This is a genomic window from Pararhizobium sp. LjRoot238, assembly GCF_964252955.1.
Lineage (GTDB): Bacteria > Pseudomonadota > Alphaproteobacteria > Rhizobiales > Rhizobiaceae > Pararhizobium.
Window position 1 is genome coordinate 107,922 of the sequence record NZ_CAXUPP020000006.1, and the last position, 14,666, is coordinate 122,587.

Genomic DNA, 14,666 nt, shown 5'->3' on the forward strand with positions numbered 1-14,666 from the left:
TTTCCGGCGGGTTCTGTCCGTTTGTGAGGCTTGGTTTCTAAGCCGCTACCTCCTCCACGGCGCTGGCGAGGTCAGCCATAGAATGGAAGTGGAAGTCGGGCCGGGTAAATTCAGCCGGCTCGATCGTGCCGCCGTAGCCCTTTTGCGCATGGCGCCGCTCTATCCAGCAATTGGTCATGCCGAGCCGACGCGAGATGCCGATGTCGTGGTACTGGCTTTGTGCGACATGGAGGATATCCTCCTTCGAATTGCCTTCGGTCGCGACGAAATCGAAAACCTTCTGGAAAAAGGCCGGATCGGGTTTCTCGGTGCCGGCATCGTCGGCCGTGAAGGCCGCATAGAAGGGGTTGCCGAGCTCGTTCGAAAAATGCTCAAAGGCCCAGCGTCGCGCGTTCGTCATTGCGATCAGCCGGTATTTTTTTGAAAGCCGGGCCATCGCCTCTGCGCTGTCGGCAAAGCCTTTCCAGTTCTTGGCCGAATCCCTGAGCCGCTCGCCATAAGCCGCTTGCGCCGGCAGGCCAAGCCTGGGCGCAATCGCCAGATAGACGCGCACGAGATCGTCGGGGAAGAGATCGGCATCGTCCGAATAGCGAGCTTCCCGATAGAGCGTCAGCGCTTCTTCGCCGTCCACGGTCACGCCTGTCTCCGCGGCAATCCCGGCCAGGCAGTCCTTGATGCCCCCTTCGAAGTCGATCAGCGTGCCGACAACATCGAATGTGAGATATTTGAAATCAGCGAAGGTCTTTGCCACGTGAATTTCCCCGGTTGTGCGCGCGTCATGCCGTCGCATTGGGCCGTCTACAGAATTTAATGCTGTCGCGGATGCCATTGGCCCCGCCCATTTTTCCTGCAAAACCCCGGTTTTCCGGGATTGCCGCCTTTTTCTCAGCTCCAGTTTCGCAGCAATGGCTCGCCGGATTCTCCGAAATGAACCTGCCCGGCGGCACAAAATTGCGAATATGGCGGGCTTCACGGTATTTCGAGGGATGCGCGAAACCCTGCCTTGCATGGATTTTACCGCTCACGCCATGACAGCGCGAACGGCCGGATCAGCCAGAGTTTCGTCGAGCGTCCGGCGCGTGCGCTCGATGATCGCGTCGATTTCCGCATCGGTGCAGCAGAGCGGCGGTGCATAGCCCAGCACACCGTTAGCAAAGGCGCGGATGACAAGACCGTTGTTCCATGCGCGGTCGAAGATGCGGCGGGCGGGTTCGGCGGCTACCGGAAGGGGCGTCTTGCGCACCTTGTCAACGACGAGTTCCACCGCAGCCAGCATGCCGCGACCGCGGACATCGCCGACGAGAGGATGATCTCTGAGGCTCTCGAGACCGGCCATCAGCCGTGCACCGGCCTTGCGGCCATTGTCCAGAAGCCCTCCTTCATAGAGCCGCAGAACTTCCAGACCAACGGCTGCGCTGACGGGATGGGCCGAATAGGTATAGCCGTGGCCGACGGCGGAAGCGCCGGCGCCGTCGGCGATCGTCTGGTAGACGTGCTCGGACATGAAGAGAGCGCCCATCGGCACATAGCCGGAGGTCAGGCCTTTCGCGACGGTCAGGAAATCCGGCACGATCTCGTCCTCCGCGCAGGCAAACAGCGGACCCGTGCGCCCGAACCCGGTGATGACTTCATCGGCGACAAAGAGGATATCGAGCTCCCGGCAGGCGTCGCGCATCGCCTTCATCCAGCCTTTGGGCGGCACGAGCACGCCGCCCGAACCCTGGATCGGTTCGGCATAGAATGCCGCGACGCGGTCAGCGCCTAGGTCCTCGACCTTCTGCTTCAATGCCGCAACCGAGGCGGCGATGATTGCTTCCGGGTCGGTGCCGACCGGATTGCGATAGGCATAGTGGGACGGAATCTTGTGCTGCCAGTCGAAAGGCAGGCCGAAGCCGGCATGGAAAGCGGGCAGGGCAGTCAAGCCCGCTCCGACCGTCGAGGAACCGTGATAGCCCTGCTCGATAGAGATGAACTGGTCTTTCCTCGGCAGGCCGCGAGCGTTCCAATAGTAATGGATGAAGCGGATCGTACTGTCGACGGCGTCGGAGCCACCGAGCGTGAAGTAGACGTGGTTGAGGTCGCCCGGGGCGCGGTCGGCGAGTTCGGCGGCGAGCCGGATCGCCGGCTCCGAGCCGAGGCCGAAATAGGCGGTCGCGTAGGGGAGCTCCCGCATCTGTTTTGCGGCAGCCTCCACGATGCTGTCATGACCATAGCCGGCGTTGACGCACCAGAGACCGGCAAAGCCGTCGATCAGCTGTTTGCCGTAGGCGTCGGTGACGGTCGCTCCGGAGGCCGAGGCGAGAACGCGCACGCCCAGCTTCTCGTGGCTGCGATAGGAGGCAACCGGATGGACCAGGTGAGCGCGGTCGAGTTCGATGAGGGAATTGCTAAACATGCATGTCTCCGGGTCAGCCGAGGGCTTGGTTGGCGAGAGCGAAGGTTTTCAGCTCGGGGGGTGTCGTGACATCGCGGCCTGCGGCCCGCATGGCAATGCCGCCACCGGCATAAGCAAGGCCGTGCCTAGCGAGCCAGGGCGCAATGGCAGTGTCGTCCGTCGTGTCGACCCGCAGGAAGGCACCGGGCCGGCTGGCAATGAAGAAGGAAATCAGGGCGCAGGCATCGCTCGCATCGGCGGCGACCACGGGTCCGATCACGTCGCCCCGCCCGAAAGCGCGAAGTGCTGCAAAACCCCGGAGCTGACCCGCTCGCCGTATCACGGCAAACCGGCCGACCCCTGCGATGGATTCGAGGAGGCCTCTTCGGTCGGCGCCGAAGGCAGCGCGATCAAGCGCCACGATCATGTCGAGATCAGCCCTTTTGGCCGGCTCAACGCCGTCCGGCGCAGCGATCGCAGGCACATTCCCCTGATGTTGCAGGATGACAGAGCCGGTCTGCCGGAAACCGAGCTTTTGATAGAGCGGCAAGCCGTCGTTGGTCGCCACCAGACGGAGTTGCCGCTCGCCCGCAATTTTGAGCGATGCATCCATCAGCTTGCGCCCAAGACCGCGGCCGCGCATGGCTTCATCGACGATAACCATGTTGATCGTCGCACAACCGTCGCCATAGGACGTGACAAGTACCGTCCCGACCACACGGCGCTCTTCCTCGAACGCCACGACACCGCTACTCAGCGCAAGCGCCATCTGCCAGTCTTCCAGGCGATGGGGCCATCCGTTCTGACGGGAGAGCGCCACCGCACCCTCGAGATGTTCGGGGCCGAAGGCCACAAGATCGATCTGGCTTGTCTGCATCGACGAGGTCCTTAGTCTGTTTCCTTCAGTCTTAGACCGGTGCCGTCAGAAGATCGTCCCAAGGACGGGCCGCCGGCGGTATCTTCCGCCGTAGCTTCGGCAGCTTGCCGCATCTTATGCCGGCAGTTTTGGACAAAAGGGCCAAATCCCGGGGACCTTGCCCACTTCATGATCCTGGTGACGCAACTCTGTGCCAAAGAGTGCGCGGGATACGAAACAATCTGCTTCGCCAGTCCCGATTTCAGTCGGGCAGGTGGGCAAGCCTCAGCCTATGATCGGGACAGACGAAATCGCTTCAGGAAACTTCAAGGACCCTGTCATGGCCCACTTCCGCCCGAAATTCATCACCTTCGACTGCTACGGGACGCTTACCAACTTCCAGATGGCGGAGGCAGCTCGCGATCTCTACGGCGATCAGCTCGACGAGGCGCGCATGGCGCAATTCATCAAGAATTTTGCCGCCTACCGTCTGGATGAAATCTTGGGGGACTGGAAGCCTTATAGCGAAGTCGTTCACAATGCCGTCGAGCGCACCTGCAAGAAGAACGGTGTGATCTTTCGCGACGAGGACGCAAGGATGGTCTATGAACGGGTGCCGACCTGGGGGCCGCATCCGGACGTGCCGGCGGGCCTTGCCAAGGTGGCCAAGGAAATCCCGCTGGTCATCCTTTCCAACGCCATGAACGCGCAGATCATGTCGAATGTCGAAAAGCTTGGCGCGCCCTTCCACGCGGTCTACACGGCCCAGCAGGCCAATGCCTACAAGCCACGTTTCAAGGCCTTCGAATATATGTTCGACATGCTGGGCTGCGGCCCGGAAGACGTCTTGCACTGCTCGTCCTCCTTCCGCTACGACCTGATGTCGGCGCATGACCTCGGGATCAAGAACAAGGTCTGGGTCAATCGTGGCCACGAGCCGGCAAACGCCTACTACGGCTATGTCGAAATCGCGGATATTTCTGGCCTGCCGGGCGTCGTCGGGCTCTGACGGAGGGCATGGCGATGAAGTTCCAATCCTACTGGCATGACACGGCCCCCGCCTTCGGGGGCGCGGCGCAAGGCCCCGTCGAGGGACATTACGACGTCGCCATCATCGGCGGCGGCTTCACCGGGCTTGCGGCCGCGCGCCACCTCGCCAAGGCGGGCGTCCGGGTCGTTGTGCTGGAGGCGGAACGGGTCGGTTGGGGGGCTTCCGGCCGCAATGGCGGGCATCTCAACAACGGGCTCGCCCATAGCTACATTTCCGCCAAGGCGGAACTTGGCAAGGAGCGCGCCATCGCGCTCTACCGGGCACTCGATGACTCGATCGATACCATCGAGGCGATCATTGCCGAGGAGGGGATCGACTGCAATTTCCGCCGGGCCGGAAAGCTCAAGCTCGCCTCCAAGCCACAGCATTTCGATGCCATTACCCGCAATTTCGAGGCGGTACACAACGAGGTTGATCCGGACACCGCGCTTCTGACGGCGACCGACCTGAAGGATGAGGTCGGCTCGCCATTCCATGGCGCCATGTTGTCGAAGAAGAGCGCAATGATGCACATGGGACGCTATGTGGTCGGGCTCGCCACCGCCGCCGCGCGCCATGGCGCCATCATCTTCGAGAAGGCAGCGGTGACCGCCCATCGCAAGGGAAATGGACGACACAGCCTGGCGACCGAGCGCGGGACGGTTACCGCTGATCACGTGTTCGTAGCGACGGGCGCCTATACGCCGTCGGTCTTTGGCTATTTCCGCCGCCGCATCGTTTCGGTCGGCAGTTTCATCGTCGCGACCCGGCCGCTGACCGAAACCGAAATAGCGGCGACGATGCCGGGCAACCGGACCTGCGTCACCTCGATGAATATCGGCAATTATTTCAGGTTGGCGCCCGACAACCGGCTGATCTTTGGCGGCCGCGCCCGGTTTTCCGCCACATCCGACCAGCGCTCGGATGCAAAGAGCGGAGCGATCCTTCAAGCAAGCCTCCTGCAGATTTTCCCGCAGCTTGCCGGGGTCGAGATCGATTACTGCTGGGGCGGGCTCGTCGACATGACCAAGGACCGCTATCCGCGCGCCGGCTATGTCGATGGCGTCTGGTACGCCATGGGCTATTCCGGCCATGGCGCGCAATTGTCCACCCATCTCGGCATGATCATCGCCGACGCCATTCTGGGCAAGGCCGACCGCAACCCGGTAAAGGGCCTCGACTGGCCCGCCGTTCCCGGCCATTTCGGCAAGCCGTGGTTCCTGCCGCTTGTCGGGCTGTACTACAAGACCCTCGACCGGTTTCAGTAACCGCGGAGCGATCAACGAAGGAGGGCGCCGGGATGTTCTCTCGGCGCCCATTTTCTTGTTCTTGCCGGTCAGTCAGTTGAGCCCGCCGATATGGAAGCTCTTCATTTCGAGATATTCCTCGATGCCGCACTGGGCACCTTCGCGACCAAGGCCGGATTGCTTGACGCCGCCAAAGGGAGCAACCTCGGTGGAAATTGCCGCGGTATTCAGTCCGACCATGCCGAACTCGAGCGCCTCTGCGACGCGCCAGGAGCGCTTCAAGCTCTCGGTGTAGAAATAGGCCGCGAGCCCGAAAGGCGTAGCATTGGCGATCCTGATCGCGTCCTCCTCCTCGTCGAAGCGGAAGAGGGGGGCAACGGGCCCGAAGGTTTCCTCGCTGGCGAGCTGCATATCGGTCGTTGCACCACCGAGGACGATCGGAGCAGTATACTGTTCGCCCTTCGGCATGGCTGGCGGCGTGGTGAGGATGCGGGCGCCCTTTGCGACTGCGTCGTCGACATGGCGGTTGATCTTGTCGATCGCGGCCTTGTTGATCATCGGGCCGATATCGACGCCGGCTTCAGTGCCGGGGCCGACCTTCATGGCCGAGACACGGGCGGCCAACTTCCCGGCGAAGGCGTCATAGACACCCGACTGGACGAGAAGGCGGTTGGCGCAGACGCAGGTCTGGCCGCCATTGCGGAATTTCGACGCGATCGCGCCCTCGACGGCAAGGTCGAGATCGGCATCGTCGAAGACGATGAAAGGCGCGTTGCCACCGAGTTCCAGGCTGAGTCGCTTGACGCTGTCGGATGCGCCGCGCATCAGGAGCGAGCCGACGCGGGTAGAGCCGGTGAAGGAGATCTTGCGAACGGTAGGGTTCGCCATCAGTTCGTCACCGATCTCGGTCGGCATGCCGGTGACGATATTGATGACGCCTTTTGGGATGCCGGCGCGTTCCGCCAGAACGCCGAGCGCAAGCGCCGAATAGGGCGTGAGATCCGATGGCTTGATGACGACGGTGCAGCCTGCGGCAAGCGCCGGCCCGACCTTGCGGGTGATCATCGCGTTGGGGAAATTCCAGGGTGTGATGATCGCCGAAACACCGACCGGCTCCTTCAGGACAACGATCCGCCGGTCAGCTGTCGGGGAGGGAATGGTCGTGCCGCCGATACGGCGCGCTTCTTCGGAAAACCACTTGATGAACGAGGCGCCGTAGCGGATCTCGCCGCGCGCCTCGGCCAGCGGCTTGCCCTGTTCCTTGGTCAGGATCAGCGCGAGATCCTCGATGTTCGCAATCATCAGGTCATGCCAGGCCTCCAGCAAGGTGGCGCGTTCGGAATGCGTCTTCCTGCGCCACGATCCAAAGGCATTCTCAGCCGCCTCGATCGCCGCGCGGGTATCGCTACCGTCCATGTCCGGCACGGTGCCGAGCACGTCCTGCGTTGCCGGCTCAATGACGTCGATTTCGCGTTCCGCCGCAGCACCACGCCATTCACCGTTGATCAGCCCTTGCTCGCGAAACAGGCTGGTGTCCTTCAACTCGTTCATCGTGTCCTCTTCTCTGTCAGCCAAGCGCCGAAAGCACTGCCGCGGTGATCGCGTCTGTTTTGTCCTTGCCGGGGATGGCGCCGATGCCGCGCGCAGTCGTCGCCTCGATGGCCGCCATCACGTTGCGGGCCGCGGTTTTCTCTCCCAGATGCTCCAGCATCATCGCACCCGACCACATGGCGGCGATCGGGTTGGCAATGCCGAGATGGGCGATATCTGGCGCCGAGCCATGGACGGGTTCGAACATGGACGGCGCGGTGCGGTCAGGATTGATGTTGGCGGACGCTGCAAAGCCAAGCCCGCCCTGGATGGCGGCGCCAAGGTCGGTAAGGATATCGCCGAACAGATTGGAGGCGACCACTACGTCGAGGCTTTCCGGCGCCATGACCATGCGGGCGGCCATCGCGTCGATATGGTAACTCGTGACCTCGACATCGGGATACTCACGGGCAAGCGCCTGCGTGATCTCGTCCCAGAAGACCATGGAGTATTTCTGCGCATTGGACTTTGTGACGGAAGCGAGCTTGCCGCGCCGGGCGCGTGCCTGTTCGAGACCGAAGCGCAGGATGCGCTCCACGCCCTTGCGGGTGAAGATCGAAGTCTCGACCGCCACTTCATTGTCTGCGCCTTGATGCACGCGGCCGCCGGCGCCGGAATATTCACCCTCGGTGTTTTCGCGAATGCAGAGGATGTCGAAGGCGTCCGCCTTCAGCGGGCCCTGAACGCCAGGCAGCAGCCGGTGAGGGCGGATGTTGGCATATTGGACGAAGGCCTTGCGGATGGGCAGGAGAAGCCCGTGCAGCGAGACCGAATCCGGCACCTTTGCCGGCCAGCCGACCGCGCCGAGGAGGATGGCATCAAAGGATTTCAGTGTCTCGATACCGTCGGCCGGCATCATGCTGCCGTGCTGCAGATAATAGTCGCAAGACCAGGGATAGCTGGTGCCTGCTACCGAAAAACCGGCTGCCCGGGAGGCTTTTTCCAGGACCGCCCAGGCCGCATCGGTCACGTCGCGACCGATGCCGTCTCCAGGCAGAAGGGCGATCTTGTAGGTCTTCATGGTCGGTCCTCAGAGGCTGATGAGCACGCTCTTGCTCTTGCGGTTGGCGAGATAGGCTTCGCGTCCGAGATCCTTGCCGATGCCGGATTGCTTGTAGCCGCCGGTCGGCAGGATATGATCCCGCGAACGGCCGTAGCGATTGACCCAGACCGTGCCGGCCTGCAGGCGCCGTGTCACGCGGATGGCGCGCGAGAGGTCGCGGGTGAAGAGGCCGGCGGCGAGCCCGTAGGTCGGGTGGTCGGCCAGCGACAGCGCTTCTTCCTCGTCCTCGAACGTCTGGATGGTCAGCACCGGTCCGAAGATCTCTTGCTGTACGGCAGGCGACGTTGCCGTCACGCCGGAGATCAGCGTCGGCGCGTAGAAGTAGCCTTCACCGTCGAGGCGCTTGCCACCCGTCAGGCATTCGGCGCCGCCATCGATCGTGGCGCGGACGATGCTGTCCATGCGGCCGATCTGCCGCTCGGAAATGATCGGCGGATAATCAGTGGTCTCGTCCCAGGTGGGGCCTGGGCGGACGGCCGCCAGCCTGGTGATGATGGCCTCAGCCAGTGCATCCGCCACCTTCGCCTCGACGATGAGGCGCGATCCAGCCACGCAGGCTTGTCCGGCATTGGAAAGGAGGCTTGTGGCGATGGCTCCCGCTGCCAGATCAAGATCGGCGTCGGCAAAAACGAGCTGTGGGCTCTTGCCGCCGAGTTCAAGCGTCATCGGCTTTACGCCAGTCCGGGCGATGTTGGCCATGATGGCCGAACCGGCGCCCGTCGAACCTGTAAAGCTTACCTTGGCAATGTCCGGATGTCCGGTGATCGCGTTCCCCGTGGTCGCGCCGTCGCCCAGAACGATGTTGATGAGGCCCGCCGGCAAGCCGGCGCGCACCGCAAGCTCGGCAAGATAGAGCGTCGAGAAAGGCGTCATCTCGGAGGGTTTCAGCACGACCGCATTGCCGGCGGCGAGTGCGGGGCCGAGCTTCCACCCGGCCATCGACAACGGGAAATTCCAGGGCGTGATCGCGCCGACGACCCCATAGGGCTCGGTCATGATCATGCCGAGACTGTTGCCGTCGGTCGGGACGAGATCGCTGCCTTCCTTGTCTGCGAATTCGGCGAAGAAGCGGATCTGTTCGGCGGTCACGGCAATGTCGCCGGCGATCAGGTGTCCCACGGGGCGGGTCGAACCGACGGCTTCCATTTTAGCAAGCGGGATGGCCTCTTCTTCGATCAGATCGGCCCAGCGCTGCATCGCCTTGGTGCGTTCGCGTGGCCGCAGGTCCGCCCAGCCGCTCTCCTTCAGGGCCTTGCGCGCCGTCTCGACAGCCTGGTCGACGATATCCGCATCAGCAACCGGGCAATCCCAGTATGCCTTTGCGTCGGAGGGGCGGTGGGTCGGCAGCTCGCCTCGTGCCTCGATCAGCCTGCCGCCGATGAAATGCCCCTTCGGCAGCAATAGCGTATCTGGGTCGAAGCTGAGGGTCATGACGGGTCCTTGCTATGCGTTTGCGCAAGGTTAGCGCTCAAGAACCCGCAGCATGCGTCGACCGCATCGGACCGGACGGACGAAAATCCTGTTTTACTGGCCGTCGCCAGTCGAATCTTTGGCGGCGGAAAAAGCCCGGCGCAGGCACGCGACGAACGGCTCCAAGAAACGGGATTCCGGACGCGCTTCGTTGACCGAAAGGGAAACGTTGGTTGTCACCTTTGGCAGGAAGGGACGTGCGATGATGCCTTCGAAGCTGTGCCAAATCGAAAGGCCGTCGACAAGCGCGATGCCGACACCTTCGCGCACCAACGGCAGTGCGCCGACAGAAGAAGCGATCTGAATGGCAACATCGCGTGTCCGGCCCGCCGCTGCGAAGACGCCGTCGAGGGCTGCGCCGATTTCCGCATGCGAACTGTAGGAAATCAGCGAACGGCCATCCAGCAGCGCAGGCGTGATGAAGCTCTCGGCAGCAAGCGCATCGTCCTTGGGCAAAATTGCGACGACCGGAACCTCGCTCAGCGTTTCCACCCGCACCGTCGGCGCCAGGATGGGCGAAAGCGTGACGGCGAGATCGATATCTCCGAGTTGCAGCGCTTCTGCAATTTCACGCTTCGGCAGCGTATGAAGATGGATCTTCACTTCCGGATGACGGATGCGGAAGGCAGCGAGCACAGATGGAAGCACCGAATAGGCAAGCGACAGGGTGACGCCAATGCGCAAAAGACCGATCTTGTTCGCCCCCACATCGCGCGCCAGCGATTTCAATGCCTCCATCTGCCGGAAGACGCGGTCGACATCGGCATAGAGAAGATGGGCCTCCATCGTGGGCACCAGCCTTCCCCCGATGCGATCGAACAGCGCGTAACCCAGCTGGCTTTCGAGGTGAAGCAGTACCTTGCTGATGGCCGGCTGGGAGACGGCCAGCGTATTGGCGGCAGCCGTGATCGTGCCCTCGCGCATGATCGCCCTGAAGATCTCCAATTGCCGTGCGTTCATGGATAGTGTTTTCTCTTTGCCGTTTGCTCAGAGACCGTAGCGCATTCGCATGTCTGCGAAAATCTCGGCCATCTGCTCCGCGGCGGGTCGCATGTCGGATCGGAGGCTTTCCACCGCGTCAAAGACACGATGCTTGAGAAAGTATCGCCAGCGGACCGGGGCAGAAACAAGGAAGGTCGTCAGGAGATCGTAGCGCTCGCTGGTCCAGATGGTCTCGAAGACCTGCCGTTCCACTCCATGGGTTATGGCGCCTGCAGGGCCGGCACTGGGGCGGCTTCTTAGAACAGCCGTCCGCTCTTCGTCGATCTCGCTGCCGGTCACGACAACGCCATAGTCGCGCGCGGCACTTTCTGGGGTCACCGCACCGCGCCTGACATCGCGCAGCACCGCCTCGACAGGACGGGTGAAGGGATCGCCGTAACCGCCGGCGCCCGGTCCAATCACGCGGATGATGTCGCCCGGCCCGCAGGGAACGACATCGGTATTGCCAAGCTCGGTTTCCTCCGGACGGCCCGGATTGCGAGTGAAGCGTGAAATGACGCCGGCATGCGCGCCCTTGACGCCCCAGGAGGGCATGATCGAGCGGTTGCGGTTGCGGGCAGTGATCACCGTTTCAGGTGCCGAAACCTCAAATTCCATGATGGCGGACAGGCCGCCGCGATGATATCCCGGCGCGCCGGTATCCGGCTCCAGACCGTAGCGCAGGAAGCGGATCGGTACGTCCGCCTCGCTGATCTCGATCGGCGTGTTGCGAAGGAAGCCGGTTGCCCCGCCGGCGCCATCGCTGCCGTCGCCAAACGGGCTCCCGCCACCGCCGCCGCCCACAGGGCCGATCGAGGCCATGACCGGGCGGCCGTTGCGCCCGCTCGTCTTGATGTTCATGATCGCGTTGCCGCCGGGCGAGGCGGCGGGCATGAGGTCGGGCAACGCCTGAGCGAAGGCGCCGACGGTGACGATCTGGGTCATGGCGCAGGTGAGCGAACGCATGCCGACTGCGGCCGGGCGGTCGCAATTGACCACGGAGCCCTCCGGCAGGATGGCGCGGGCCGGTCGCAACGTGCCGGCATTGAGCAGCAGGCTGTTGTCCAGCGTGTAGAGCACGTAGGTGAGGCCGACCATCACCAGTGGATGGCGTTCTCTCCCGCCGGTCGGCATGTTCAAGGAGGAGCCGAGCTGCGGATCGCTGCCGGTATAGTCCAATACAACGTCATCGCCACGGATCTTCAAGGTTAGCGCAATCCTGCAGGGCCTGCCGCCGATCGAGTCTTCATCGGCATAATCGGCGAAGAAGTAGTCTCCATCGGGGACTCTGCCAAGGATTTGCCGGGCCTGCGCCTCGGCATAGTCGAGGATCTGGTTGACGCCGTCGATGAAGGGCGTGAAGCCGAAGCGGCGGACGATCTCCTGCATCTTGCGTTCGCCCACATTGACCGAGGCAATCTGGGCATGGAGGTCGCCGAGATTCTGGTCCGGCAAGCGGACGTTCGCCCTGATCATATCAAGGATGAAGGGTTTCAGTTCACCCCGCTCGACGAGCTTCACGGGCGGGATGCGCAAGCCCTCCTGCTCGATTTCGCTCAGCGATCGGGACAGGGAGGCTGGAACGGCGCCGCCGACATCGGTATTGTGGATGTGACCGACGACGAAGCAGGTGATCTTGCCCTGATAAAAGACCGGCTTCCAGATGTGGATGTCCGGCGAATGGGTGGCAACGAAGCCGCTATAGGGGTCGTTCGTGATGCAGATGTCGCCGTCTGCATAGTCATCGAACATCTCAAGAAGCGGCGCATAGTCGATGCCGCTATACCAGGGGGCGCCGAACTGGCGCGGGTTGGCGAAGGCAAGTCCTTCGCGCGTCACTACCTGACAGGAAAAATCCTCCGTTTCCTTGACGAAGGCGGAGTGCGCCGTGCGCATCAGCGTAAAGGCCATGGCATCGGCCGCGGCCGAACAGAAGTTGGCCAGAACCTTCAGATTGCGACGATCGATGGCCATGTCAGAACTCCGACTTGATGATGACGAGATTGCCGAAACGATCGACGGTGAGGTCGAACCCGGGCGGTACGACGGTGGTTGTGTCGTCCTGGGTGATGATCGCAGGACCATGGATTTCATGGTTGGCGCCAAGATCGCGGCGGTGATAGACGCCAGTGCGCCATGTCCGTCCGCCAAACCATGCCTCGACATAAAAGCGCGGCTCGGCGGGGGCGGTCGCAGGCTCGATCTCGTTTAGCGCCGGCTTGGGCGTAGCTCCGGAAATCACCAGCCGGAGGTTAACTATCTGCACCGTGGCCTTCTCGTCGGCATGTCCGTAGAGGCGGGCGTGCTCCCGGTGGAAGGCGCCGGCGATTGCCGCAGCATCTGCGTCGCACAACCAGGCGTCGTCGAGCGGCGTTTCGATCTCGTAGGACTGGCCGAGATAGCGCATGTCCGCGGAGAGCCGGATCTCTCCCGCGTCCGGATATCCCTGGCTTTTGAGCCAGCTTCGCGCCAACTGTTCCAATCCGTCGAGCATGGGGACAAGGGCAGCGATCGCGTGTGCGTTAACCTCGCAATAGGTGGTGCGGATGAAATCATTCTTCAGGTCGGCGATCAGGCCGCCCAAAGCCGACACGACGCCGGGGGTTGGCGGCACCACGACGCCCTTCATGTCGAGATCGCGGGCGAGGAAACAGGCGAGCATGGCGCCCGCGCCGCCGAAGGCGAAAAGATGGAACTCGCGTGGATCGATCGCATAGCGGGAGACGAGCGCGCTCACCTCCGCATACATGCCGGAGACGGAAATATCGATGATGCTGCCTGCGACGGCCTCGATGCTGACTGCCAGCCTCTCCGCCAATGGCGCGATGGCGGCCCTGGCGGCCATATGATCGACCGTCACCGCGCCATAACCGAGCGGCATATGGCCGATCAGGTTGGAAGCCGCCATGGCATCGGTGATGGTGGGTTTCGTGCCCCCGCGTCCATAACAGGCCGGCCCCGGCGTGGAGCCGGCACTTTCCGGGCCGACGTGAAGCAGTCCCAGAGCATCCACGCGTGCGATCGAGCCGCCGCCCTGGCCGACCGAACTGACCGAGACGGAAGGGACATGGATCTGAAAATCTCCGATCAGTTCGCCAACGCCATATTGCGCGGTTCCGTCGATAATGACGGCGACATCGGCGCTGGTTCCGCCAATGTCGAGGCTCATGATGCGGTCGAAGCCGCTTTGTTGCGCCAGATATCCGGCGCCGATCACGCCCGATGCAGTCCCTGAGAGTATCATCTGGACGCATTCCGCCCGCGCCTGGTCGATCCCCATCACGCCGCCATTGGTCTTGGTGATCAGCAGCGGGCAGGCGACGCCCTTGTCCCGCAGCACGGTCTCGAAACGGTCGAGATAATGGGCGACGCGCGGCTGCACATATCCGCTGATCACGGCCGTAATCGTGCGCTCATATTCGCGGATGATCGGCCAGGTCTCTGCCGAGGACACGACCGGCAGGCCGGGCGCCATGCGCTCGATCATCGCCTTCACGGCAGCCTCGTTCTCGGGATTGCGGTAGGAATGCAGGAAAGAAATGACGACGCCCTTGCAGCCTGCCTCCAAAGCCGCGGCGACGGCTTGGCCTACGTCCGCTTCGCTCGGAGGCGTGAGTACCTCGCCGGTCGCCAGCATCCGTTCTGAAATGCCGAAAACGCGGTCGCGACTGATGAGCGGCTCGGGTCGTACCGAATAGAGATTGTGGATCTCGGGGATCTTGAGCCGTGCGATTTGCAGCACGTCCTCGAAGTTCCGGGTGGTGAAAAGTGCGATATCGTGGCCGTTTCGCTGGATGACGGTGTTGACGCCAACCGTCGTGCCATGGGTGAAGTAGGAGACTTCGGCAGGGTCGATGTCGTCGCGGACGCGCAGCGTGTCGAGGGCGGCGATGATCTCTTCGCCGGGTGCGTCCGGGCGCGAAAAAACCTTCAGCGTCGTGAGCTTTCCCGCTCTTTCGTCCAGCACGGCGAAGTCCGTGAAGGACCCGCCGACATCCACCCCGATCCGATAACCCATGGCTGCATCTCCTGTCTTGCAAGACAAATGCTTGCAC

At 62.7% G+C, this 14,666-nt stretch carries 12 protein-coding genes; 2 read left to right on the forward strand and 10 right to left on the reverse strand.

The features are described 5' to 3' along the window. Nucleotides 1-37 precede the first annotated feature (37 nt). The 4 genes from ACSQ3F_RS29010 to ACSQ3F_RS29025 are packed head-to-tail and all read right to left on the reverse strand — an operon-like array spanning nt 38 to nt 3,251. Nucleotides 38-790, reverse strand: coding sequence for an HAD-IA family hydrolase (locus ACSQ3F_RS29010; protein ID WP_436103608.1), 753 nt, complete (start codon nt 788-790; stop codon nt 38-40). Continuing rightward, nucleotides 777-1,025, reverse strand: coding sequence for a hypothetical protein (locus tag ACSQ3F_RS29015; RefSeq protein WP_436103609.1), 249 nt, complete (start codon nt 1,023-1,025; stop codon nt 777-779). The genes ACSQ3F_RS29010 and ACSQ3F_RS29015 overlap by 14 nt, the downstream gene beginning before the upstream one ends. Beyond that, entirely contained in the window at nt 1,022-2,395 is a 1,374-nt protein-coding gene (locus ACSQ3F_RS29020; RefSeq protein WP_436103610.1) for an aspartate aminotransferase family protein, read from the reverse strand. The genes ACSQ3F_RS29015 and ACSQ3F_RS29020 overlap by 4 nt, the downstream gene beginning before the upstream one ends. Nucleotides 2,396-2,408: 13 nt before the next feature. Beyond that, nucleotides 2,409-3,251, reverse strand: coding sequence for a GNAT family N-acetyltransferase (locus tag ACSQ3F_RS29025; protein WP_436103611.1), 843 nt, complete (start codon nt 3,249-3,251; stop codon nt 2,409-2,411). 319 nt (nt 3,252-3,570) lie between these two features. Here ACSQ3F_RS29025 and ACSQ3F_RS29030 point away from each other — a divergent pair, with 319 nt between their 5' ends. After that, complete coding sequence (locus ACSQ3F_RS29030) at nt 3,571-4,239, forward strand: haloacid dehalogenase type II (RefSeq protein WP_436103612.1); 669 nt, start codon at nt 3,571-3,573, stop codon at nt 4,237-4,239. 14 nt (nt 4,240-4,253) lie between these two features. Next, the gene (locus ACSQ3F_RS29035; RefSeq protein WP_436103613.1) at nt 4,254-5,528 is read left to right on the forward strand and encodes an NAD(P)/FAD-dependent oxidoreductase; all 1,275 of its coding nucleotides are present in this window, start codon (nt 4,254-4,256) and stop codon (nt 5,526-5,528) included. A 72-nt stretch (nt 5,529-5,600) separates the two neighbouring features. Here the strand turns inward: ACSQ3F_RS29035 and ACSQ3F_RS29040 are convergent, their stop codons facing one another. The 6 genes from ACSQ3F_RS29040 to ACSQ3F_RS29065 all read right to left on the reverse strand — a co-directional run bounded on the left by ACSQ3F_RS29040 (nt 5,601) and on the right by ACSQ3F_RS29065 (nt 14,629). Then, nucleotides 5,601-7,058 (reverse strand): NAD-dependent succinate-semialdehyde dehydrogenase, encoded by a 1,458-nt coding sequence (locus ACSQ3F_RS29040; protein ID WP_436103614.1) that lies wholly within the window; start codon nt 7,056-7,058, stop codon nt 5,601-5,603. A 16-nt stretch (nt 7,059-7,074) separates the two neighbouring features. Further along, the gene (locus ACSQ3F_RS29045) at nt 7,075-8,118 is read right to left on the reverse strand and encodes a tartrate dehydrogenase (protein ID WP_436103615.1); all 1,044 of its coding nucleotides are present in this window, start codon (nt 8,116-8,118) and stop codon (nt 7,075-7,077) included. 9 nt (nt 8,119-8,127) lie between these two features. Next, nucleotides 8,128-9,591, reverse strand: a complete 1,464-nt coding sequence (locus ACSQ3F_RS29050; RefSeq protein WP_436103616.1) for an aldehyde dehydrogenase family protein — start codon at nt 9,589-9,591, stop codon at nt 8,128-8,130. 93 nt (nt 9,592-9,684) lie between these two features. After that, nucleotides 9,685-10,590 carry a LysR substrate-binding domain-containing protein gene (locus ACSQ3F_RS29055; protein ID WP_436103617.1) on the reverse strand — a complete coding sequence of 302 codons (906 nt, stop codon included), beginning with the start codon at nt 10,588-10,590 and terminating at the stop codon, nt 9,685-9,687. A gap of 27 nt (nt 10,591-10,617) precedes the next feature. After that, entirely contained in the window at nt 10,618-12,585 is a 1,968-nt protein-coding gene (locus tag ACSQ3F_RS29060) for a hydantoinase B/oxoprolinase family protein (RefSeq protein WP_436103618.1), read from the reverse strand. 1 nt (nt 12,586) lies between these two features. Beyond that, entirely contained in the window at nt 12,587-14,629 is a 2,043-nt protein-coding gene (locus ACSQ3F_RS29065) for a hydantoinase/oxoprolinase family protein (protein ID WP_436103619.1), read from the reverse strand. Nucleotides 14,630-14,666 lie beyond the last annotated feature (37 nt).